This is a genomic window from Ensifer sp. ENS08, from assembly GCF_014852195.1.
In the GTDB taxonomy this organism is placed as follows: domain Bacteria; phylum Pseudomonadota; class Alphaproteobacteria; order Rhizobiales; family Rhizobiaceae; genus Ensifer; species Ensifer adhaerens.
Genome location: NZ_JACVBF010000016.1, coordinates 119187 through 139197 on the forward strand (window position 1 = coordinate 119187; position 20011 = coordinate 139197).

15 protein-coding genes, 1 tRNA gene and 1 pseudogene are annotated in these 20011 nt (G+C 64.7%); 13 read left to right on the forward strand and 4 right to left on the reverse strand.

Annotated features, from left to right (window positions below; translation table 11 throughout):
* Positions 1 to 2: 2 nt before the first annotated feature.
* From IB272_RS26865 to IB272_RS26875, 3 genes are read left to right on the forward strand one after another with little or no spacing between them, the layout of a single operon-like run.
* Positions 3 to 2660 (forward strand): nitrate reductase, encoded by a 2658-nt coding sequence (locus IB272_RS26865; protein ID WP_192445439.1) that lies wholly within the window; start codon positions 3 to 5, stop codon positions 2658 to 2660.
* Positions 2632 to 4104 carry a siroheme synthase CysG gene (gene cysG, locus IB272_RS26870; protein ID WP_192356947.1) on the forward strand — a complete coding sequence of 491 codons (1473 nt, stop codon included), beginning with the start codon at positions 2632 to 2634 and terminating at the stop codon, positions 4102 to 4104. The genes IB272_RS26865 and cysG overlap by 29 nt, the downstream gene beginning before the upstream one ends.
* Complete coding sequence (locus IB272_RS26875; protein WP_244546770.1) at positions 4104 to 4412, forward strand: hypothetical protein; 309 nt, start codon at positions 4104 to 4106, stop codon at positions 4410 to 4412. The genes cysG and IB272_RS26875 overlap by 1 nt, the downstream gene beginning before the upstream one ends.
* Before the next feature lie 206 nt (positions 4413 to 4618).
* Here IB272_RS26875 and IB272_RS26880 read toward each other — a convergent pair whose 3' ends face one another.
* Positions 4619 to 4798: a hypothetical protein gene (locus IB272_RS26880; RefSeq protein WP_034789801.1), complete on the reverse strand. Its 180-nt coding sequence runs from the start codon at positions 4796 to 4798 to the stop codon at positions 4619 to 4621.
* 375 nt (positions 4799 to 5173) lie between these two features.
* Here IB272_RS26880 and IB272_RS26885 point away from each other — a divergent pair, with 375 nt between their 5' ends.
* Positions 5174 to 7243 carry an ATP-dependent helicase gene (locus IB272_RS26885; protein ID WP_192445450.1) on the forward strand — a complete coding sequence of 690 codons (2070 nt, stop codon included), beginning with the start codon at positions 5174 to 5176 and terminating at the stop codon, positions 7241 to 7243.
* 98 nt (positions 7244 to 7341) lie between these two features.
* Here IB272_RS26885 and IB272_RS26890 read toward each other — a convergent pair whose 3' ends face one another.
* Together IB272_RS26890 and IB272_RS26895 are read right to left on the reverse strand one after the other, a co-directional pair.
* The gene (locus IB272_RS26890) at positions 7342 to 7509 is read right to left on the reverse strand and encodes an intracellular growth attenuator family protein (RefSeq protein WP_146749529.1); all 168 of its coding nucleotides are present in this window, start codon (positions 7507 to 7509) and stop codon (positions 7342 to 7344) included.
* Positions 7510 to 7705: 196 nt separating this feature from the next.
* Positions 7706 to 8161, reverse strand: a complete 456-nt coding sequence (locus tag IB272_RS26895) for an SRPBCC family protein (RefSeq protein WP_112771489.1) — start codon at positions 8159 to 8161, stop codon at positions 7706 to 7708.
* 169 nt (positions 8162 to 8330) lie between these two features.
* On the opposite strand from IB272_RS26895, the pseudogene IB272_RS26900 reads away from it, so the two are divergent.
* A pseudogene (locus IB272_RS26900) lies at positions 8331 to 9187 on the forward strand (adenylate/guanylate cyclase domain-containing protein); the annotation flags it as partial.
* The gene (locus tag IB272_RS35420; protein WP_256436337.1) at positions 9181 to 9312 is read left to right on the forward strand and encodes a hypothetical protein; all 132 of its coding nucleotides are present in this window, start codon (positions 9181 to 9183) and stop codon (positions 9310 to 9312) included. The pseudogene IB272_RS26900 and the gene IB272_RS35420, both read left to right, overlap by 7 nt.
* Positions 9313 to 9524: 212 nt before the next feature.
* On the opposite strand, the gene selD is transcribed toward IB272_RS35420, so the two are convergent.
* A complete protein-coding gene (gene selD / locus IB272_RS26905; protein ID WP_348646821.1) occupies positions 9525 to 10571 on the reverse strand; it encodes a selenide, water dikinase SelD in 1047 nt (348 codons plus the stop codon).
* 194 nt (positions 10572 to 10765) lie between these two features.
* Between selD and fdnG the strand changes: the two genes are divergently transcribed.
* From fdnG to IB272_RS26940, 7 genes are all read left to right on the forward strand, one after another.
* A complete protein-coding gene (fdnG, locus tag IB272_RS26910; protein ID WP_192445441.1) occupies positions 10766 to 13852 on the forward strand; it encodes a formate dehydrogenase-N subunit alpha in 3087 nt (1028 codons plus the stop codon).
* On the forward strand, positions 13849 to 14835 hold the full coding sequence (gene fdxH / locus IB272_RS26915; protein WP_060517666.1) for a formate dehydrogenase subunit beta: 987 nt from the start codon (positions 13849 to 13851) through the stop codon (positions 14833 to 14835). Before fdnG ends, fdxH begins: the two co-directional genes overlap by 4 nt.
* Positions 14835 to 15524 carry a formate dehydrogenase subunit gamma gene (locus tag IB272_RS26920; protein WP_060604524.1) on the forward strand — a complete coding sequence of 230 codons (690 nt, stop codon included), beginning with the start codon at positions 14835 to 14837 and terminating at the stop codon, positions 15522 to 15524. The genes fdxH and IB272_RS26920 overlap by 1 nt, the downstream gene beginning before the upstream one ends.
* 102 nt (positions 15525 to 15626) lie before the next feature.
* A complete protein-coding gene (fdhE, locus tag IB272_RS26925; RefSeq protein WP_060585583.1) occupies positions 15627 to 16538 on the forward strand; it encodes a formate dehydrogenase accessory protein FdhE in 912 nt (303 codons plus the stop codon).
* Positions 16538 to 17914, forward strand: a complete 1377-nt coding sequence (gene selA, locus IB272_RS26930; protein ID WP_113080260.1) for an L-seryl-tRNA(Sec) selenium transferase — start codon at positions 16538 to 16540, stop codon at positions 17912 to 17914. The genes fdhE and selA overlap by 1 nt, the downstream gene beginning before the upstream one ends.
* Entirely contained in the window at positions 17911 to 19815 is a 1905-nt protein-coding gene (selB, locus tag IB272_RS26935) for a selenocysteine-specific translation elongation factor (protein WP_192445442.1), read from the forward strand. Before selA ends, selB begins: the two co-directional genes overlap by 4 nt.
* A tRNA-Sec gene (locus IB272_RS26940) sits at positions 19816 to 19911 on the forward strand. It begins immediately after the preceding gene.
* Positions 19912 to 20011 lie beyond the last annotated feature (100 nt).

The window sequence follows — 20011 nt, forward strand, 5'->3', positions numbered from 1 at the left end:
CCATGGAAAAGGAGGTCAAGACCACCTGTCCCTATTGCGGCGTCGGCTGCGGGGTCATCGCGACGGTCGATGACAACGGCGCCGTCGCCGTGCGCGGCGATGCCGACCATCCCGCCAATTTCGGCAGGCTGTGCTCCAAGGGGTCCGCACTCGCCGAGACCCTCGACCTCGACGGTCGGCTGCTGCATCCGGAGATCGACGGATGCCAGGCTGGCTGGGACGAAGCGCTCGACCTCGTCGCCGCACGCTTTGCGGAAACGATTGCCGAACACGGCCCGGATTCGGTCGCCTTCTACGTCTCCGGCCAGTTGCTCACCGAAGACTACTACGTCGCCAACAAGCTGATGAAGGGTTTTGTCGGTTCCGCCAACATCGATACCAATTCACGTCTCTGCATGTCCTCGTCGGTTGCCGGTCATCGCCGTGCCTTCGGTTCGGATACGGTACCCGGGACCTATGAGGATCTGGAGCTGGCCGATCTGGTCGTACTCACCGGATCGAACCTTGCCTGGTGCCACCCCGTCCTCTACCAGCGCCTTGCCGCCGCCAAGGCGAAACGGCCGGGCCTCAAAATCGTTCTCATCGATCCGCGCCGCACCATGACGGCCGATATCGCAGACCTGCATCTCGCGATCCGGCCCGACGCCGATGTGGCGCTCTTCGTCGGGCTGTTCTCACATCTGGTTTCCAGCAATGCCGTCGACCAGAACTATGTCGCGGCGCATACGGCCGGCTTCGGTGATACCTTGCTCGCAGCGGGCGGTGTTTCGTTCGACGACGTGCTCGAGCGGACCGGTCTTCCGGCGATGCAGTTGCGCGAATTCTACCGGCTGTTTTCGACAACCGAGAAGGTCGTGACCTGCTACAGCCAAGGCGTCAACCAGTCGTCTTCGGGCACCGACAAGGTCAACGCGATCCTCAACTGTCACCTTGCGACCGGCCGCATCGGCCGGCCGGGCATGGGGCCGTTCTCGCTGACGGGGCAGCCGAATGCGATGGGCGGCCGCGAGGTCGGCGGGCTTGCGAACATGCTCGCCGCACACATGGCGATCGAAGATGCCGGTGATCGCGATCGCGTCCAGCGCTTCTGGCGTTCGCCAAAGATTGCCGAAAATCCGGGGCTCAAGGCCGTCGATCTCTTCCGGGCGGTGGCAGACGGTCGCGTCAAGGCGCTCTGGATCATGGCAACGAACCCCGTCGTCTCGATGCCGGAAGCGGACGCCGTCGAGGCCGCGATCAGGGCCTGTCCCTTCGTCGTGGTTTCCGACATCCTGAAAGAAACTGATACCGCCCGCCACGCGCATGTGCTGCTGCCGTCGCTCGGTTGGGGGGAAAAGAGCGGCACGGTCACCAATTCCGAACGCCGCATCTCGCGCCAGCGGGCGTTCCTCGCCGCACCGGGAGAAGCCCGGGCGGACTGGTGGCAACTGGCCGAGGTCGGTCGCCGCCTGGGCCATACCGATGCTTTCGCCTACGAAGCGCCCGCCGCGATCTTCCGCGAACATGCCGCGCTCTCGGCCTTCGAAAATGCCGGCAGCCGCGATTTCGACATTGGAGCCTATGCCGATCTTGCGCTTGAGGACTACGACGGGCTGACGCCCTTCCAGTGGCCCCAACGGGAAGGCCAGAAGCGCGCCGAAAGCCGTTTCTTTGCGGCGGGCAACTTCTATCACGCTGACGGCAGAGGCCGGTTCGTGGCCGTTCGCCCGGCAGAGACCGACCGCACCAATGCCGATTACCCGTTCACGCTTAACACCGGCCGCATTCGCGACCAGTGGCACACGATGACCCGCACAGGCAAAAGCGCGCGCCTCTCGGCCCATATCGCCGAACCGTTTGCGGAACTGCACCCGCGTGATGCGATGGAGATCGGCGTCGGCAACGCCGACCTTATCGAGATCGAAAGCCCTGAGGGCAAGGCGTTCGTACGTGCGCTCATCACCGACCGCCAGGCGCGCGGCAGCATCTTCGCGCCGATGCACTGGAACGACCAGTTTGCGGCGAAGGCACGCATCGATGTCCTCGTGCCGCCGATCACCGATTGTCTTTCCGGCCAGCCGGCATCGAAGAACATTGCGGTCGCCGCGCGAAAGTTCAAGGCGACGCACTACGCCTTCGCTGTCTCGCTGGCAAAGCCGGTCGATCCGGATGCTGCCTATTGGGCGCTGGCGAAGGCGGCTGGCGGCTGGCGATTGGAACTGGCTTTTGCCGAGCCGGTGGACGACTGGGCCGGCTGGTGCCGCCGCGTTCTTGCGATCCCGCAAGGTGTAGAGCCGCTCGGCTATGCGGATGCACAGACCGGCGACATCAGGCTCGCCTTCTTCGATGGTCCGCAGCTTCTCGCGGCCTTCTTCCTCGCGCGCGAACCGGTCGCCGTCGCGCGCAACTGGGCGATCGCACAACTCGGCGCTGACCACGCCAATCTGCGCAAGCGCTTCGCGCTCGTCGCGGGCCGTCCGGGGGCGGACAAGCCGGATCCAGGCGCCACCGTCTGCTCCTGCTTCGGTGTTGGCGTCAACCAGATCGTCGCGGCCGTACGCGGCGGTTGCCACAGCGTCGAGGCCGTCGGCGTGGCGCTCAATGCCGGAACCAATTGCGGCTCGTGCCGCGCCGAAATCAGGGGGATCATCGATGGATGTCTTGCAGCAGCCGCAGAGTGACGGACCCGCCCGCATGGAGGCGCTCGCCAAGCTGCCCGTCTTCTGGGCGCTGGAGGGGCGGCGCGTCGTGGTGGCCGGTGCAACGGACGGAGCGATGTGGAAGGCCGAGCTTCTGGCCGCCTGCGGCGCCCGCGTCGACCTTTACGCTGAAGGGAACGACGAGGCGCTCGCGGCATTTGCCGGCCGTACCCCGCAACACCCCACCGCCAGCGTCACGCTAAACCGCAGGCTGTGGGCGCCCGCCGATCTTGACGGTGCCGCGCTCGCCGTCGGCGATTGCGAGGACCAGGCGGAGGCGCGGGCATTCTTCGCCGCCGCCCGCGCGGCGGGCGTTCCGGTCAACGTCATCGACCAGCCGGACTTCTGCGAGTTCCAGTTCGGCTCGATCGTCAACCGCTCGCCCGTCATCGTTGCAATCTCGACCGATGGCGCCGCCCCGATCCTCGCCCAGACGATCCGCCGCAAGATCGAGACGCTGCTGCCGAAAAGCCTGAAGGCCTGGGCAGCGCTGGCCCAGTCTCTTCGTGGAGCGGTGAACCGCGTAATCGAACCCGGTCCCCGGCGCCGCCTCTTCTGGGAACGTTTTGCCGATCGCGTCTTTTCGACCATGGATACGCCGGAGGAGGGCGTAGGCGGGGTGCTTCTTGCTGATGCCGAAAGGCTCGCGGGAGCCCCCGCCATCGGTCACGTGACTTTGGTCGGCGCGGGACCGGGCGATGCCGAACTCCTGACGCTGAAGGCCGTGCGCGCGCTGCAAGCGGCCGATGTCATCCTTTTCGACGACCTCGTTTCTTCAGACGTGCTCGAACTCGCCCGGCGGGAGGCAAAGCGCATGCTCGTCGGAAAGCGCGGCGGCCGCGAAAGCTGCCGGCAGGAAGACATCAACGCCATGATGGTCAAGCTCGCCAAGGCTGGGAAACGCGTGGTGCGACTGAAATCCGGCGACCCCATGGTTTTCGGCCGGGCCGGCGAGGAAATCGCCCATCTCGACCGCGAGAACATTCCCGTCGACGTTATCCCCGGCATCACTGCCGCAAGCGCCATGGCCTCCCGTCTCGGTCTGTCGCTGACCCATCGCGACTATGCACAGTCGCTTCGGCTGGTGACCGGCCATTCCCGCCACGGCGGCCTGCCCGATGATGTCGACTGGGCAGGCATTGCCGATCCGCGCAGCACGGCGGTCTTTTACATGGGTGGCCGAACGGCGGGGCTGATTGCCGAAAAGCTTATCGGCGAAGGCCGTCCACCTGAAACACCGGCCGTGATCATGAGCGATGTCAGCCGTCCGACGGAACGCAGCTGGCGAGGCATGCTCGCCACAATCCCGGAGGGCATAGGGGAGATCGGCTACGACAACCCGGTCCTCATCGCTGTCGGCGACGTGTTTTCGGCCCGAGACAACCAGGCCGGATCGATCGAGCGCACTCTCGCAGGAGCATGCTGATGGGCATGTCCCTGGTGTTCCTCGTTCTCGCCATCGGCCTCAGCTGGCCGCGTTTCAGGCTCATCTTCCTGGCTCAATCGAACGCTGCGTTGGCCGCAGCGCCCCTCACCATGGTTGCGAGTGCCGTGAACCTCTGCGCCATCGGCCTCGCTGTTGCAGAACACGGTCTGCTTTTCGGCGGATTGCTCATCGCCGGCGGTATGTTCTTCGCGAAAATAATGCAAGCCGTGCCTTCAACGCCGGGCATCTTGGCTTCAGCCCTGTGCCTTGCCGCCTACATCGAAATGACGATGACGGTCGTAGCGTGACGAGCTCAATGCTGCCCCTGAACAGACACCAGCGTCTGCTGACGCGCCAAGGGATATTCGAAGGCGTCGCCTCGTATCGACGTCCCGAATATCCCAAGGTCGCCACCGTAGGCTGGTTCTAAGCGCGCAGGCAGATCACGGCCATCCCCCAATTGAGGAATGAATGCCTGTACCGAACAAGTAAAGCCGCTGCCCCGCGGCCGACATCAGTCGACTGCCGTTTCCGATCCATCGCCGCTTTCGTCGAGTACGACCGTTTCGCCGAGCGGGGTCGCTGCAATTGACCTGATCTCTTGGGCGAGCGACGCCAGCTTGCGCGCAATCTCCTGCAATTCGGCGGTCGAGCCGGTGGCCTCGCAGGTATTTTCAACGCTCCGTTCGTCCATGTGCTCTTCCTCTTTCGAGTGGACGCAGGAGCAGAGCATATTTCTAATCTACTATATAAGGCCACAAGCCGTCGCGCGTTCTTCGTGCGGCGCACAGCCATAGGTATAGGCCGATCGATAAGCCGGCGATCACCCGCGACAGATCTCGATCCAGGGCCGATTGGCCTTACCTGCAGCAATCAAGCCCATCGGCGATCTCGCAGGTCATCAAAACCTTGGAAGAGTGACATTCCGACGTTGCAGGAGGGAAAACTCGGCGACGTCAGGGTTTTCATCTGGATGCTAAATTGCTAGTTCTTTCTTTGTTCCTGCCCGTCTCTTGGATGCAAATCGATGCGGGCAGTGACTGAGTGCGACGAAAACGAACGGGAACGCATGAGCGCCGCCTATCTCGAAAAACTCAATGACCGCCAGCGTGAGGCGGTCGAGCACGGTATCGGCTTGCCGGAAGGACAGGTCGGCGGCCCGCTTCTCATCATCGCCGGTGCCGGCTCCGGCAAGACGAATACGCTCGCCCACCGCGTCGCGCATCTCATCGTCAACGGTGCCGATCCGCGCCGCATTCTTCTGATGACCTTTTCTCGACGCGCAGCAGCCGAGATGACCCGCCGGGTCGCGCGCATCTGCCGCCAGGTCCTTGGCGACAACGCTGCAGTCATGACGGACGCGCTCTCCTGGGCCGGCACCTTCCATGGCATCGGCGCCCGGATCCTGCGCATCTACGCCGAACAAATCGGTCTCGGCCCGGATTTTACGATCCACGACCGGGAGGACAGTGCCGACCTGATGAACCTCGTGCGCCACGAGCTCGGCTTCTCGAAGACGGAAAGCCGCTTCCCGACGAAAGGAACGTGCCTTTCGATCTATTCGCGCGTCGTGAACTCCGAAAGCTCGATTGCCGACGTATTGAAGTCGGCCTATCCCTGGGTCACCGGCTGGGACGAACAGCTCAAGGCGCTGTTTGCGGCCTACGTCGATGCCAAACAGGCGCAGAACGTGCTCGATTATGACGATCTCCTGCTCTACTGGGCGCAGATGGTTTCCGATCCGGAGCTTGCCGAAGATATCGGCGGACGCTTCGATCATGTTCTTGTCGACGAGTATCAGGACACCAACAGGCTGCAGGCGTCGATCCTGATGTCGCTCAGACCCGGCGGCCACGGATTGACGGTCGTTGGCGACGACGCCCAGTCGATCTATTCCTTCAGGGCTGCGACGGTTCGCAATATTCTCGATTTCCCGAACGCCTTTTCGCCCGAGCCTGCCGACGTCATCACCCTCGACCGGAACTACCGCTCGACGCAGCCGATCCTCGCCGCTGCGAACGGCGTGATCGGCCTGGCGCGGGAGCGATTTACCAAGAACCTCTGGACGGACAGGCAATCGGAGCAGCGCCCGTTGCTCGTCGCCGTCAAGGACGAAGCGGATCAGGCCGCCTACATCGTGGAGCAGGTTCTCGCTGGCCGCGAGATCGGTATCGCCTTGAAGCAGCAGGCGGTGCTTTTTCGCTCGTCCAATCACAGCGGAACGCTCGAAGTCGAACTCACCCGCCGCAACATTCCGTTCGTGAAATTCGGTGGCCTGAAGTTTCTCGACAGCGCCCATGTGAAGGACCTGCTCGCAGTCCTGCGCTTCGCGCAGAACCCGCGTGATCGCGTCGCAGGTTTCCGGTTGCTGCAGATGCTGCCCGGTATTGGCCCGCAGACCGCTGGAAAGATCCTCGATGCGATCGCCGCCGATCCGGAACCGCTCGCGGCTCTTGCTGAGATCCCGCCTCCCGCCAAGACCGGCGAGAACTGGACCGGCTTCGTCGACCTGGTGTCCGGTCTGCGACGGGCCGAGCCCGGATGGCCGCAGGAGATTGGCGCTGCGCGCGCCTGGTATGAGCCCCATCTTGACCGGATCCATGAAGACGCCGACACGCGCAAGGCCGACCTGCTGCAGCTCGAGCAGATTGCCGGCGGCTACCAGAACCGCGAACGTTTCCTGACCGAGCTGACCCTTGACCCGCCCGATGCCACGAGCGACCAGGCGGGCGTGCCGCTGCTCGACGAGGACTATCTGATCCTGTCGACCATCCATTCGGCGAAGGGCCAGGAATGGCGCTCGGTCTTCATGCTCAACGTCGTCGACGGCTGCATTCCGTCCGATCTCGGCGTGGGCACAACTGCCGAACTCGAAGAGGAGCGGCGGCTGCTCTATGTCGGCATGACACGGGCACGCGATCATCTCTCCCTGGTGACGCCGCAGCGCTTCTTCACCCACGGCCAGAACGCCCAGGGCGACCGGCATGTCTACGCCTCGCGAACCCGCTTCATCCCGGCGACATTGCTTCAGTTTTTCGAGACGACGAGCTGGCCGAAGATCTCGGCAAGCGCCAGCGAGCGAAGCGCCAAGCAGATCCGCATCGACGTCGGCGCCCGCATGCGCTCCATGTGGAAGTGAGCGAAGGCGGTGGCGAGCTCGCGAATTGTGCGCTTGTGTCTGCAGACAGACCAAGCGAGGAGCGCGTGCCGCTCGCCAACCGCCGGTCTGTAGCGTTGTTAGCCTGGCAAGCTCGGCGGCGCGATAAACTGATAGTACGACCACACCGCAACCAAGGCGGCTATCAGTGCCAGCCAAATCAACGCCTTCCGCGGCACAGGGTTGGCCGGCTTCGCCTCCTTTTTCGGCTTTGGTCGTTCAAATTTGATGATGTTGTTGTCGTCCATTCGCTCCCATCCCGACTAAACTCATACATGTCCCGGTGCGTTCAGCCAGCGCACCGCAATGACATATGCCGCCTAACGTCCTGATTTGGCATCAATAAGATGTGAACGCAGGTTCGCGCCAATCCCAAGCAACATGGCATTCCAGCGCCGTCGTCAAGCCTTCAGGCCCAGTCGTGGCAAGCAAGGGACGTCTGCATCAAGCCGCGCCGTCGCGGCCGAGCCAGGGATCGGGGCCTGGATCGCGGCCCGACGCAACCTGGCCCAGCCGCTCCAGATAATGCGCCCAGCCTTCCGCATGGCCGGCGCATTGTTCGGCGCTGGGCAGACCCGTTTGCGTAAGGCGCAGCAATGTTCCGGGCGGCTGCTCGATCAGGTCGCTCTCGATCAGGCTCGAGCCGGGCGGGACAATGTCGCTGCCTTCCCAGCCGAAGCTATAGGCGAGCCGATGCACCGGCACGACCTCGCGGAAAGACCCGCGGGCAAAACGGGCCCCGGTCACGTTGACGAGATAGAGACCGCCGGGCTCCGCCTTGGTGTCGGCCTCCGTTCCCATCCAGCGCAGGATCTTTTCCGGGTCGGTCAAAAGAGCGAACACTGCGGCGGGTGGCCCCGGAATATGCGCTTCGCGGCGGACGACGAGGGCTTCTGGCATCGGTCTTCCCTTTGCTGATTGGCCTGCCTGCGGCTTGAGAGTCCTTCTGCAGGCTGCCGCAATCATAGACCGCAGGGGCGGACGGCGCCACCGTCCGCCCCTGACTTGCGCGCAGCGCGGCGGCGGGAAAGGGCTTGTCCATAGGGCGCTCGACCCTATCCTCTTCGGCATGGATTTGTCCGCCCCCCTTGCCTGGCTCGTGGACGAGGCAAGCGCCTCGCAGGAGCCGGACCGATTCCTGTCCGACCTTGGCCGCCAGCTCGTCGCCGACGGTCTGCCGCTCTCGGGCGGCGCGCTTACGCTCGCCGTGCCGCATCCGATCATCGCCCGCCGCACCTGGCTTTGGCGAGCCGAGACCGGCGTGGTGATCGAGAGCCTAGGCTTTGCCGGCGCCGTCTCCGACCGGGCGGGAGAGGAGTGGCTGGCCGGGCTCGGGCCACTGCTGCAACAATCGACCGGTTCGGGGAATGAACGCGCGTCGCTCGGCTGGGCCGGGACGCGCCCGTTCGGCCCGGAAGAGACGGCGCGGCTTGGTGATGTCGCGCGCTTTGCCGTCGCGCCCTTGGCGGTTCTTGCCGAGCGGGCCGCGGCACCGGCGAAACCATTCGCGCGGCCCTACTCTATGCCGATTTGCGCAACTTCACGGCGCTGTCCGAAACATCGGAACCCGCCGTGGTGATCGCGGCCCTCGACGCCTGGTTCGATCGCCTCGCCGGCGCGATCCATGCCTTTGGCGGCGAGGTGCTGAAATTCATCGGCGACGGCGTTCTGGCGATCTTTCCAGTGAGCGGCTCGCCGAGCGAAGCCTGCGACGCAGCCTTGCGCGCGGTCACCGCCGCGCGCGCCGGCATGGCGCATCTCGACCAGGCCCGGCAGGCCGAGGGGCTACCGCCGCTCTCCTTCGGCGTCGCCCTGCACCTCGGCGACATTCTCTGGGGCAATATAGGTGCCGCCGATAGGCTCGACTTCACAGCCATCGGCCCGGCGGTCAATCTCGTCAGCCGCCTGGAGGGTGGCCTGTGCCGGCAGTGCTCGACAAGCCCTACATGACGATGCCGGTTGACGAGATCGATACCATCCGATCGGTATTGACCCTGCTTGGCGGCAAGGTCGTGTACGATGCCGGCGCGCTCCGGTCTGCCGAGCAATAGCCGGGGTAAGAAGCGCACCCCAACCGTCACGGCGTGGAGAGATCGTGCCTCCGCATCCATCTTGTTGCGGCCGACACAGCCCGGCCGCAATACAACGATCATCGCCGGGACCAACCCGTCCCGACGAAAGACGTTGCGACCACTCTGGTCGACGCGAGATTTGGCTTAGAGAGACGCAGCCAAGCTCGGCAGGGCCGGGTAAGCGCCAAAGGCTACGCGATCACCAATCCCGCCGGCCCGGCCACAGTTTCCCCGATCACCGCCGCGCCGAAACCGTGCTTGTCGAACAGGTCGAGCACCGCCTGCGCGGACGACCGGTCACAGGCGACGAGCAAGCCGCCGCTCGTTTGTGGATCGCAAAGCAGCGCCTTGTCGATCGCGCCCATCTCGCGGGCAAAGGCCACGTCCTGCCCATAGCTTGCCCAGTTCCGCCCGGAGGCGCCGGTGACAAAACCGGCGGCAGCCAGATCGAAAGCACCTTCCAGAAGGGGAACGGCGGACCAGTCGACCCGGACCTGGCAGTTCGACCCGCGCGCCATTTCGAGCGCGTGGCCGGCAAGGCCAAAACCCGTCACGTCCGTCATGGCATGCACGCCGGAAAGCCGCGCGAGATCGGGTCCGGCCGTGTTGAGGCGCGTGGTGCTTTCGATCATCCTGATATAGCCGGCTTCATCGAGCGCGCCCTTTTTCAACGCCGAGGAAAAGATGCCGACGCCGAGCGGCTTGCCGAGGATCAGCACGTCACCCGGCTCGGCTCCGCTGTTGCGCTTGAGATGGGCCGGATCGACGAGCCCGATCGCGACGAGACCGTAGATCGGCTCGACGGAATCGATCGTGTGGCCGCCGGCGATCGGAATGCCGGCCGCCCGACAGGCCACCGCCCCGCCGTCGAGGATGGCGCCAATGGTTTCCGTCGAGAGCGCGTTGACCGGCATGCCGACCAGCGCCAGTGCGAAGATCGGCGTTCCGCCCATGGCGTAGATGTCGCTGATGGCATTCGTCGCGGCGATCCGGCCGAAATCGTGGGGGTCGTCGACAACAGGCATGAAGAAGTCCGTGGTGGCGACCACCGCCTGGTGATCGTTTAGGCGATAGACCGCTGCATCGTCCGAGGTCTCAATGCCGACCAGAAGTTCCGGCGGGACCGGCAGTTGTACCCGTCCGCGCAAAATGTCCTGAAGCACGCCCGGGGCGATCTTGCAGCCGCAGCCGCCGCCATGGGCAAGCGAGGTCAGGCGCGGTTCGGCAGAAGCGGAAATACTGCTCACGGTTGGAACTCCCTTCATACGGTTGCGTCAAAGGCGGCCCTGTCGCAGCTCGCGATCATGACCGATGATCCCGGGCAAGACCATGACTTTTCGGGGCAAATGCCATTCAATTCCTTCTTGACACCAGGGCCTTGAGGTTCGACCATCCCGGTAAGACCGATACGCATGGAAGAGGATGACCTCCAATGAACATCGATCTTTCCCGCCGCAGTTTCCTGAAGCTCGCTGGCGCAGGAGCCGCGGCCACCACGATCGGCGCCATGGGCTTCGGAGCGGCCGAGGCCGCAACAGCCGCCCATGTGCGTGCCTTCAAACTCGCAAGCACCACCGAGACCCGCAACGTCTGCACTTACTGTTCGGTCGCCTGCGGCATCCTGATGTATTCGAAGGGTGATCTTTCCGCCGGCGAGAAGGCGGAGCTCATCCATATCGAGGGCGATGCCGATCATCCGACCAACCGCGGGACGCTCTGTCCCAAGGGCGCGGCGCTCAAGGACTTCGTGAAGTCTGAGACCCGCGCCACGAAGCCGCGTCACCGCGCTCCGGGCGCCGACACCTGGCAGGACATCTCCTGGGAAGATGCCTTCGACAAGATCGCCCGAGCGATCAAGGACGACCGCGACAAGAACTTCATCGAGAAGAACGCGGCCGGCGTGACCGTCAACCGCTGGACGACGATGGGCTTCCTTGCGGCGTCGGGCGGCACCAACGAGACGGGATGGCTGACCTACAAGACCGTCCGGTCTATGGGAGTCGTCGGCTTCGACAACCAGGCACGCGTCTGACACGGCCCCACGGTAGCCAGTTTGGCTCCAACATTTGGCCGCGGCGCAATGACGAACGCCTGGACCGACATCAAGAACACCGACCTCGTCATCGTCATGGGTGGCAACGCGGCCGAAGCTCATCCCTGCGGCTTCAAATGGGTGACGGAAGCCAAGCATTATCGCGGCGCCCGGCTGATCGTGGTCGATCCGCGCTTCAACCGCACGGCCTCGGTCGCCGATGTCTATGCGCCGATCCGCCCCGGCTCCGACATCGCCTTCCTGATGGGCGCGATCCGCTACTGCATCGAGAACGACAAGGTGCAGTGGGACTACGTCAAGAACTATACCAACGCCACCTATCTGGTGAACCCGGAGTTCGGCTGGGCCGATGGTCTCTTCACCGGCTATGACGAGGAGAAGCGCGACTACGATCGTACCGCCTGGGACTACCAGCTCAACGAGGACGGAACGGTCAAAACCGATCCGACTCTCACCGACCCGCGCTGTGTCTGGAACCTCCTGAAAGAGCATGTCGCAGTCTACACACCGGAATTCGTGGAAAATATCTGCGGCACGCCCAAGGATCGCTATCTGAAGATCTGCGAGATGATCGGCGCGACGTCGGCGCGCGACAAGGTGATGACCTCGCTCTATGCGCTCGGCTGGACGCAGCATTCGAAAGGCGCCCAGAACATCCGCGGCATGGCGATGCTGCAGCTCATCCTCGGCAATGTCGGCCTGCCGGGCGGTGGCGTCAACGCGCTGCGCGGTCACTCCAACATCCAAGGATTGACCGACATCGGCCTGCTTTCCAACTCCCTGCCGGGTTACATGAACCTCGCGACGGAAAAGGAGACGGACTACACCACCTACATGTCGACGCGCGGCAACAAGCCGCTCGTTCCCGGCCAGACAAGCTATTGGCAGAACACCCCCAAATTCATGGTCAGTTTCCTGAAGGCCATGTGGGGCAGCGCTGCCACGAAGGAAAACGACTGGGGCTTCGACTGGTTGCCGAAGCTCGATGTCCCCTACTACGACATCCTCAGGATGTTCGACATGATGAGCCGCGGCGAAGTGAACCTCTACTTCTGCCAGGGCTTCAACCCGCTTCTGTCCTTCCCCAATCGGGCGAAGCTGACCGAGGGTCTGTCGAAGCTGAAACTGCTCGTGACAATCGACCCGCTGCAGACCGAGACGGCGCATTTCTGGGAAAACCACGGTATCTACAACCAGGTGGACTCCGCCAAGATCATGACGGAGGTCTTGCAACTCCCGGCGACCTGCTTTGCCGAGGACGAGGGCGCCACTGTCAATTCGGGCCGCTGGCTGCAATGGCACTGGCCGGGGGCGACACCGCCTGGTGACGCCAAGCACGACACCTGGATCATGGCCAACATCTTCCTGCGGGTGCGTGAACTCTACCGCAAGGAAGGCGGGGTCTGTCCCGAGCCGATCCTGAACCTTGCCTGGGATTACAAGGACCCTTACGAGCCGGAACCGGCCGAGCTTGCCCAGGAGATGAACGGACGGGCGCTGCAGACGCTCTATGACCCGACCGATCCGACGAAGGTGCTGGTCGAGGCGGGCAAGCTCCTGCCGAACTTCGGCGTGATGCGTGACGACGGATCCACCATGTCGGGCTGCTGGATTTACGCCGGCTCCTGGACGGAAGAAGGCAACATGATGGCCCGGCGCGACAACAGCGATCCGGGCGATGTCGGCACCTTCCTCAAATGGACCTTCGCCTGGCCGGCCAATCGCCGCATCCTCTACAATCGCGCGTCCTGCGATCTCCAGGGCAAACCCTGGGATCCGGCGCGTAAACTGATCGAATGGAACGGCGAGCGTTGGGCCGGCTTCGACGTGCCCGACATAGCGGTGACGGCAAAGCCCGAGGCGGTGATGCCGTTCATCATGACGCCGGAGGGCACCGCCCGCCTCTTTGCCCGCAAGCTGATGCGGGACGGGCCGTTCCCAACACATATGGAGCCGTTCGAAAGCCCGGTCGAAAATCCGTTCAACGCCAAACTTCGCGGCAATCCCGTAGCGCGCATCTTCCCCGGCGACCTGCAGCAGCTGGGCACGAGCACCGACTTCCCCTTCGTTGCCACATCTTACCGCCTCACCGAGCATTTCCACTTCTGGACCAAGCACAGCCGGGTCAACGCCGTGCTGCAGCCGGAATTCTTCGTGGAGATCAGCGAGGAGCTGGCGGCTGAACGCGGCATCACCAAGGGCGGGCGGGTGCGCGTGTGGAGCGCACGTGGCGAGGTCTGGGCGAAGGCAGTGGTGACGAAGCGAATTCGTCCGCTGATCTGCAACGGCAAGCCGGTCCATGTGGTCGGCATTCCCTTGCACTGGGGCTTCATGGGTGCGGCCCGCAAGGGCTTCGGCCCGAACAGCCTCACTCCCTTCGTCGGCGACGCCAATATCGACACGCCGGAGTTCAAGGCCTTCCTGGTCAACATCGAACCGGCGGCGGAAGAAGGAGCTTCGGCATGAGCGAACGCGCACCGGAACCGGTAACGGCCGCCGCCAACCCGCCGCTGCAACCGCTGGCGTCGAACCTGTTGCCGAGCGACGTCGTCAAGGCTTCGGCAACAAGCAACGTGCCGGCACCCGAACGACAGCTGACCCCGGTCGCCAAGCTGATCGACGTGTCGAAATGCATCGGCTGCAAGGCCTGCCAGTCCGCCTGCATCGAATGGAACGACACCCATCCGGACCTGGAGGAAAATGTCGGCGTCTACGAGAACCCGCATGACCTGACAGCTGATATGTTCACGCTGATGCGGTTCACTGAATACGAGAACCCGGTTACCAACGAGTTCGAGTGGTTGATCCGCAAGGACGGCTGCATGCACTGCGCCGATCCCGGCTGTCTCAAGGCTTGCCCGGCACCGGGCGCCATCGTGCAATATTCCAACGGCATCGTCGATTTCATCTCCGACAACTGCATCGGCTGCGGCTATTGCATCGCCGGCTGTCCCTTCAACATTCCGCGTATCTCGAAGACCGCGCATGTGTCGAAGAAATGCACGCTTTGCTCGGACCGCGTGGCGGTTGGACAAGGACCGGCCTGCGCCAAGGCCTGCCCGACCAAGGCGATTTCCTTCGGCACGAAGGAAGACATGGTCACGCTTGCCAACGAGCGTGTCGAGGACCTGAAGTCGCGCGGCTACGATCATGCCGGCCTCTATGACCCGCAAGGCGTCGGCGGAACGCATGTGATGTATGTGCTGCACCATGCCGATCAACCGTCGCTCTATTCCGGGCTGCCGGAGGATCCGCAGATTTCGCCGGTGGTGCGCGGCTGGAAGGGTCCGGCCAAAACCGTTGGTCTCGCCGTTGCCGGACTTGCCGCCGCCGGCGCCGTGCTGCACGGCATCTTCGCCCGGCCGAACGAGGTGACCGCCCATGAGGAAGGCGAGGCGGAGGAACTCGTCGAGGATCGCAACCGCCCGCAAGGCGGCAGGGAGGCGTGATGGCTGACAAACGTATCTATTCGGCCCCCGGCGACAGGATCGAGACGAAGCATCCGGTCACCGTCAATCGCTATCGTGGTTATACCCGTCTCAACCATTGGGTCACCGCCGCCTGCATGATCGTGCTTCTGATCTCCGGACTTTCCTTCTTCCACCCGTCGCTGTTTTTCCTGACCGGCCTCTTCGGCGGCGGCCAGACCACGCGATGGCTGCATCCGATCGTCGGACTTATCCTCGTCGCAAGCTTCCTCCTCCTGTTTGCGCAGATGTGGAAGCTCAATCTGCCGCGGCGCGAGGATGTGGAATGGAGCCGCAAGTTCGGTGATCTACTCCAGGGCAACGAAGAGAGCTTGCCCGAACTCGGAAAATACAATGCCGGCCAGAAGATGGTCTTCTGGGGCATGTCCGGTCTGATCGTCGTGCTCGTGACGACCGGCATCATGATCTGGGAGCAGTACTTCCCGGACCTCGTTTCCATCCCCGTTCGCCGCATCGCGGTCGCGGTGCATTCGCTGGCGGCGCTTTTCACGATCCTGATCTTCATCGTCCATGTCTATGCGGCAATCTGGACGCGCGGCACGATAAGGGCCATGACCCGCGGCACCGTCACCGGCGGCTGGGCCTTTCGGCATCATCGCAAATGGCTGCGCGAACTGGCTGGACGCCAGGGCTCCGACCCGTCAAAATGAAGGTCTCCTACAGCGCCGCGCGTCCTGTCAGGCGCGCAAAGGTCGCTGTAGCACCGTGAATGCTGCTTGATCCGGCGTCTCTGTCGGATCGCCGGAGATGCGATGGCAGAAGACGTACAACCCGATCCCTCCCTCATTGGCGGCGTGCCGAAACCGCCGCTGGCTTTCCTGCCCGAGCCGGTCAAACTATTCCAGACACGCGCGCGCCGCTTCGCGTTTCTCGCCGAAAGCAACGCGCTTGCGCCGTATCTCACCTTCCTCGCGGCGCTCTCCAAACTTCAGGCTCGCTTGGTCGTGACCCTTCCGCCCGTCGCGGCGCCCACATCGGCGCGCCTCGCCGAGGCCGCACGCGCCGCCATGCCGCCGTTCGACCGAATGGCGCTTGTCGATGACCCCGGCCTTTCCGCAACCCTCGACGCGCTTCTCGAAGGCGCTGCCGATCTCGCCATGCCCGACCCCGCCCGCCTGGCGCTCGATGCGGTACGCGCAGCAGAGGACGGCGACCGGCACTGGTTGCTCGCCAACATCCTATCGGATCGGGTTCCGGAAGACAGCGCCGCTCCCCATCTCTTCGTCGCGGCCGCGGTGCAGGTGCACATGGCGCGGCTCGCCGCGACGCTCGATGCGGAAGCGCTCGTCCCTGTCAGCCTCGGCGTCTGTCCCGCCTGCGGCGGCCGGCCGGCGACGTCGTCGGTCGTGGGTACGCAGGGCGTCGAGAACGTGCGCTATGCCGCCTGCGCCTGCTGCGCCACGCAATGGAACGAGGTGCGGGTGAAGTGCCTCTGTTGCGGTTCGACCAAGGGCATCAGCTATCGTTCGGTCGAGACCTCGGAGGCGACGGTAAAGGCTGAGACCTGTCGGGAATGCCATGCCTGGGTCAAGATCTTCTACCAGGTGAAAAACCCGAGCCTGGAGCCGATCGCCGACGACGTCGGCAGCCTTGGCCTCGATATCCTGATGAAGGAGACCGAGTTTCGCCGCGGTGGCTTCAACCCCTATCTCGCGGGGTATTGATGCAGGATTTTCGCGTGCTTCCCTCGGTCGACCAGATGCTGACCTCGCCAGAGGGACTGGCGCTGACGGAAGAACATGGCCGTCTCGCCGTCGTCACCGCCGTCCGCGCCGGGCTTGAGATCGCGCGGGAAAAAATCCGTGCGGGCGACGATGGGGCAACGCTTGCGGCCGACCTACCGCGCCGCGTCGCCGAGGAGCTGGCGGCCGCCGCCCGCTCCGCCCTTCGCCCGCTCATCAACCTCACGGGCACCGTGCTGCACACCAATCTCGGCCGCGCCATCCTGGCCGAAGAAGCCGTCAGCGCCGCAACCGCCGCGATGGCCAACCCGCTGGCGCTGGAGTTCGACCTTGACGGCGGCGGGCGTGGTCAGCGCGACGATCATCTGCGTGGCCTGCTCTGCGAACTGACCGGCGCCGAGGACGCCACAATCGTCAACAACAATGCCGCCGCCGTGCTGATTGCGCTCAATACCCTGGCCGACGGACGCGAGGCGATCGTCTCGCGCGGCGAACTGATCGAAATCGGCGGCGCCTTCCGCATGCCCGACATCATGGCCCGCGCCGGCGCCAGGCTGGTGGAGGTCGGCACCACCAACCGCACCCATCCGCGTGACTATGAGGGCGCGATCGGGCCTGAGACCGGCGTCATCCTCAAGGTCCATACCTCCAACTACCGGATCGAAGGGTTTACCGCCGAGGTGCCGGCGCCAAGACTGGCCGAGATTGCCCGCAAGGCCGGTGTGCCGCTCTTGAACGACCTCGGCTCGGGCTCACTCATCGATCTCTCCATCTTCGGATTGCGACGCGAGCCCACGGTGGCGGAAGCCGTCGCCGAAGGCGCGGATCTCGTCACGTTTTCGGGCGACAAGCTGCTCGGCGGGCCCCAGGCGGGCTTCGTGGTCGGTCGGCGCGATCTCATCGCCGCCATCAACCGCAATCCGCTCAAACGCGCCGTTCGTCTCGACAAGATCCGCATTGCCGCGCTCGAAGCGACACTGAAGCTCTATCGCGATCCCGATCGGCTTAAGGAGCGGCTGCCGACGCTGCGCTTTCTTTCCCGACCGGAGGCCGACATCGGCGCACAGGCGGCCCGTCTCGCTCCGGCAATCGATGCGCTGCTCAAGCCGCACGGCTATTCGGCAGCAGCTTGCACGTGCCAGAGCCAGGTCGGCTCCGGCGCCTTGCCGGTCGATACGATCCCGAGCGCCGGCCTGCGGCTGACAGGCAGCGGCGGCGACGCGCCGGAACGGCTTTCCGCACGGCTTCGCGCCCTGCCGATCCCGGTCGTCGGCCATATCCGTGATGGCGCGCTGGTCCTCGATCTGCGTTGCCTGGAAAGCGACGAGATGCTCATCGCGGCCCTGGCAGCACTATGATCGTCGGGACGGCAGGGCATATCGACCACGGCAAGACGGCGTTGGTGAAGGCCCTGACCGGCACGGACGCCGACCGCCTTGCCGAGGAAAAAGCCCGCGGCATCACCATCGACCTCGGTTTTGCCTATGCCGACCTCGGCGGCGGGACGGTCACCGGCTTCGTTGACGTGCCGGGTCATGAGCGGCTGATCCATACGATGCTTGCCGGCGCTGGCGGTATCGATTTCGCGCTGCTGGTGGTCGCAGCCGACGACGGCGTCATGCCGCAGACGCGCGAGCATCTCGCGATCCTCGACCTGCTCGGCATCACCAGAGGTTTCGTCGCGCTCACCAAGGCCGATCTGGCCGGGCCTGAGCGGCGCGCGGAGGTAACCGCGGAGATCCAGACCGCCCTCGCCGGCACCGGTCTGGAAAAGGCGCCCATCCTTGCCGTCTCCGCCCTTACCGGCGAAGGCATCGAGGTCCTGCGCGCGGGGCTCGCCGCCGCCGAAGCGGAAACCGCCGCACGCAACTATGCCGGCCTGCTGCGCTTTGCCGTCGATCGCAGTTTCACGCTTGCGGGCGCCGGCACGGTCGTGACCGGCATGGTGCTCGGCGGCCGTGCGAAGCTCGACGATAGCGTCACGGTCAGTCCGTCCGGCCTGACCGCCCGTATACGCGGGATCCATGCGCAGAACCGGAAAGCAGCGGAGGGGCTTGCCGGCCAACGCTGCGCGCTGAATATCGCCGGCGAACGGGTGACGAAGGACGCGATCCGGCGCGGCGACGTGGTCCTCGCCCCGGCACTGCATGCACCGACGGACCGGATCGACGCGGAGGTCCGCGTGCTTGCCTCGGAGGCCAAGCCGATCGGCATCTGGTTTCCCGCACGCTTGTACACCCATGCGACAGAGGTCGGTGCGCGGATCGTGCCTCTTGCCGGCCCGCTCGATCCCGAGACACAAGGCCTCGTGCAACTGGTCCTCGACCGCCCCATCGCCGCGACCATCGGCGACCGCTTCATCCTGCGCGACACCTCGGCCATCCGGACCATCGGCGGTGGCCGTTTTCTCGATCTGCGCCCGCCGGCGCGAAAGCGTGGCACGCCGGAGCGCCTGGCCTTCCTTACCGCTTCCCGCAACGAGGACCCGGCAGCGGCCCTTTCCGACCTGTCCGACCTGGCACCGATCGAGCTTGCGGCCTTCCAGCGCGACCGTGGCCTGGGCGAGGACACGCTTTCCCGGCTGCTGATTGCCGCCGGGGCGAGGGCCATCGGCGACCACGCGCTCTCGTCCGCAGCAGCGGACGGATTGCGGGCGAACCTGACTGACACACTCACAGCCTTCCACGCAGAAAACCCGGAGCTTGCCGGGATCGGTCGCGAACGGTTGCGGCTCCTGCTCAAACCGCGCCTGCCGACGACAAGCTTCCTCGCGTTCCTCCGAGACGAAGCCGCGGCAGGTCGAATCGTGCTTGACGGCGCCTTCCTGCGCCTGCCGGGCCACGAGGTTCGGCTGTCGCCGGCGGACGAGGACCTGTGGCAGCGGATCCATCCGCACCTCGTCGACGATAGCCGCTTCCGGCCACCGCGTGTGCGCGATTTCGCGGCCCTTCTCAATGCCGACGAGCGCGACATACGGCGCGTGCTGAAGCTCGCCCAGAGGCTCGGGCAGACCCACGAGATCGCGCACGACCATTTTTTCGCCCGCGCCGTCGTTGAGGAGATGGCGGCCATCGTGCTCGATGTGGCGGCACAGGCGGAAGACGGCTGGTTCACCGCGCCCAGCTTTCGCGACCGGGTCCACAACGGCCGCAAGGTCGCCATCGAGGTCCTCGATTTCTACGACCGGCTCGGCCTGACCTTGCGCAGGGGAGATCTGCGTCGCATAAATCCCCATCGCAGCGACCTGTTTGCGCGCTGAGGAAGGGAATCGTCTCCGGTGGGACGGCCGGACTTCAAATCCGGTTGGGGCAGCGAGCCTGTCCTGGGTGGGTTCGACCCCCACTCCCCTCCGCCAGCGCTCACGCATTGGAGCTCAGGCTGCGGGATGCGCGGACGTTCAGGGATCGCTTCGCCTTCAATGCGCGATTGCACGCCCCGTCCCCGCCGTACAGCGA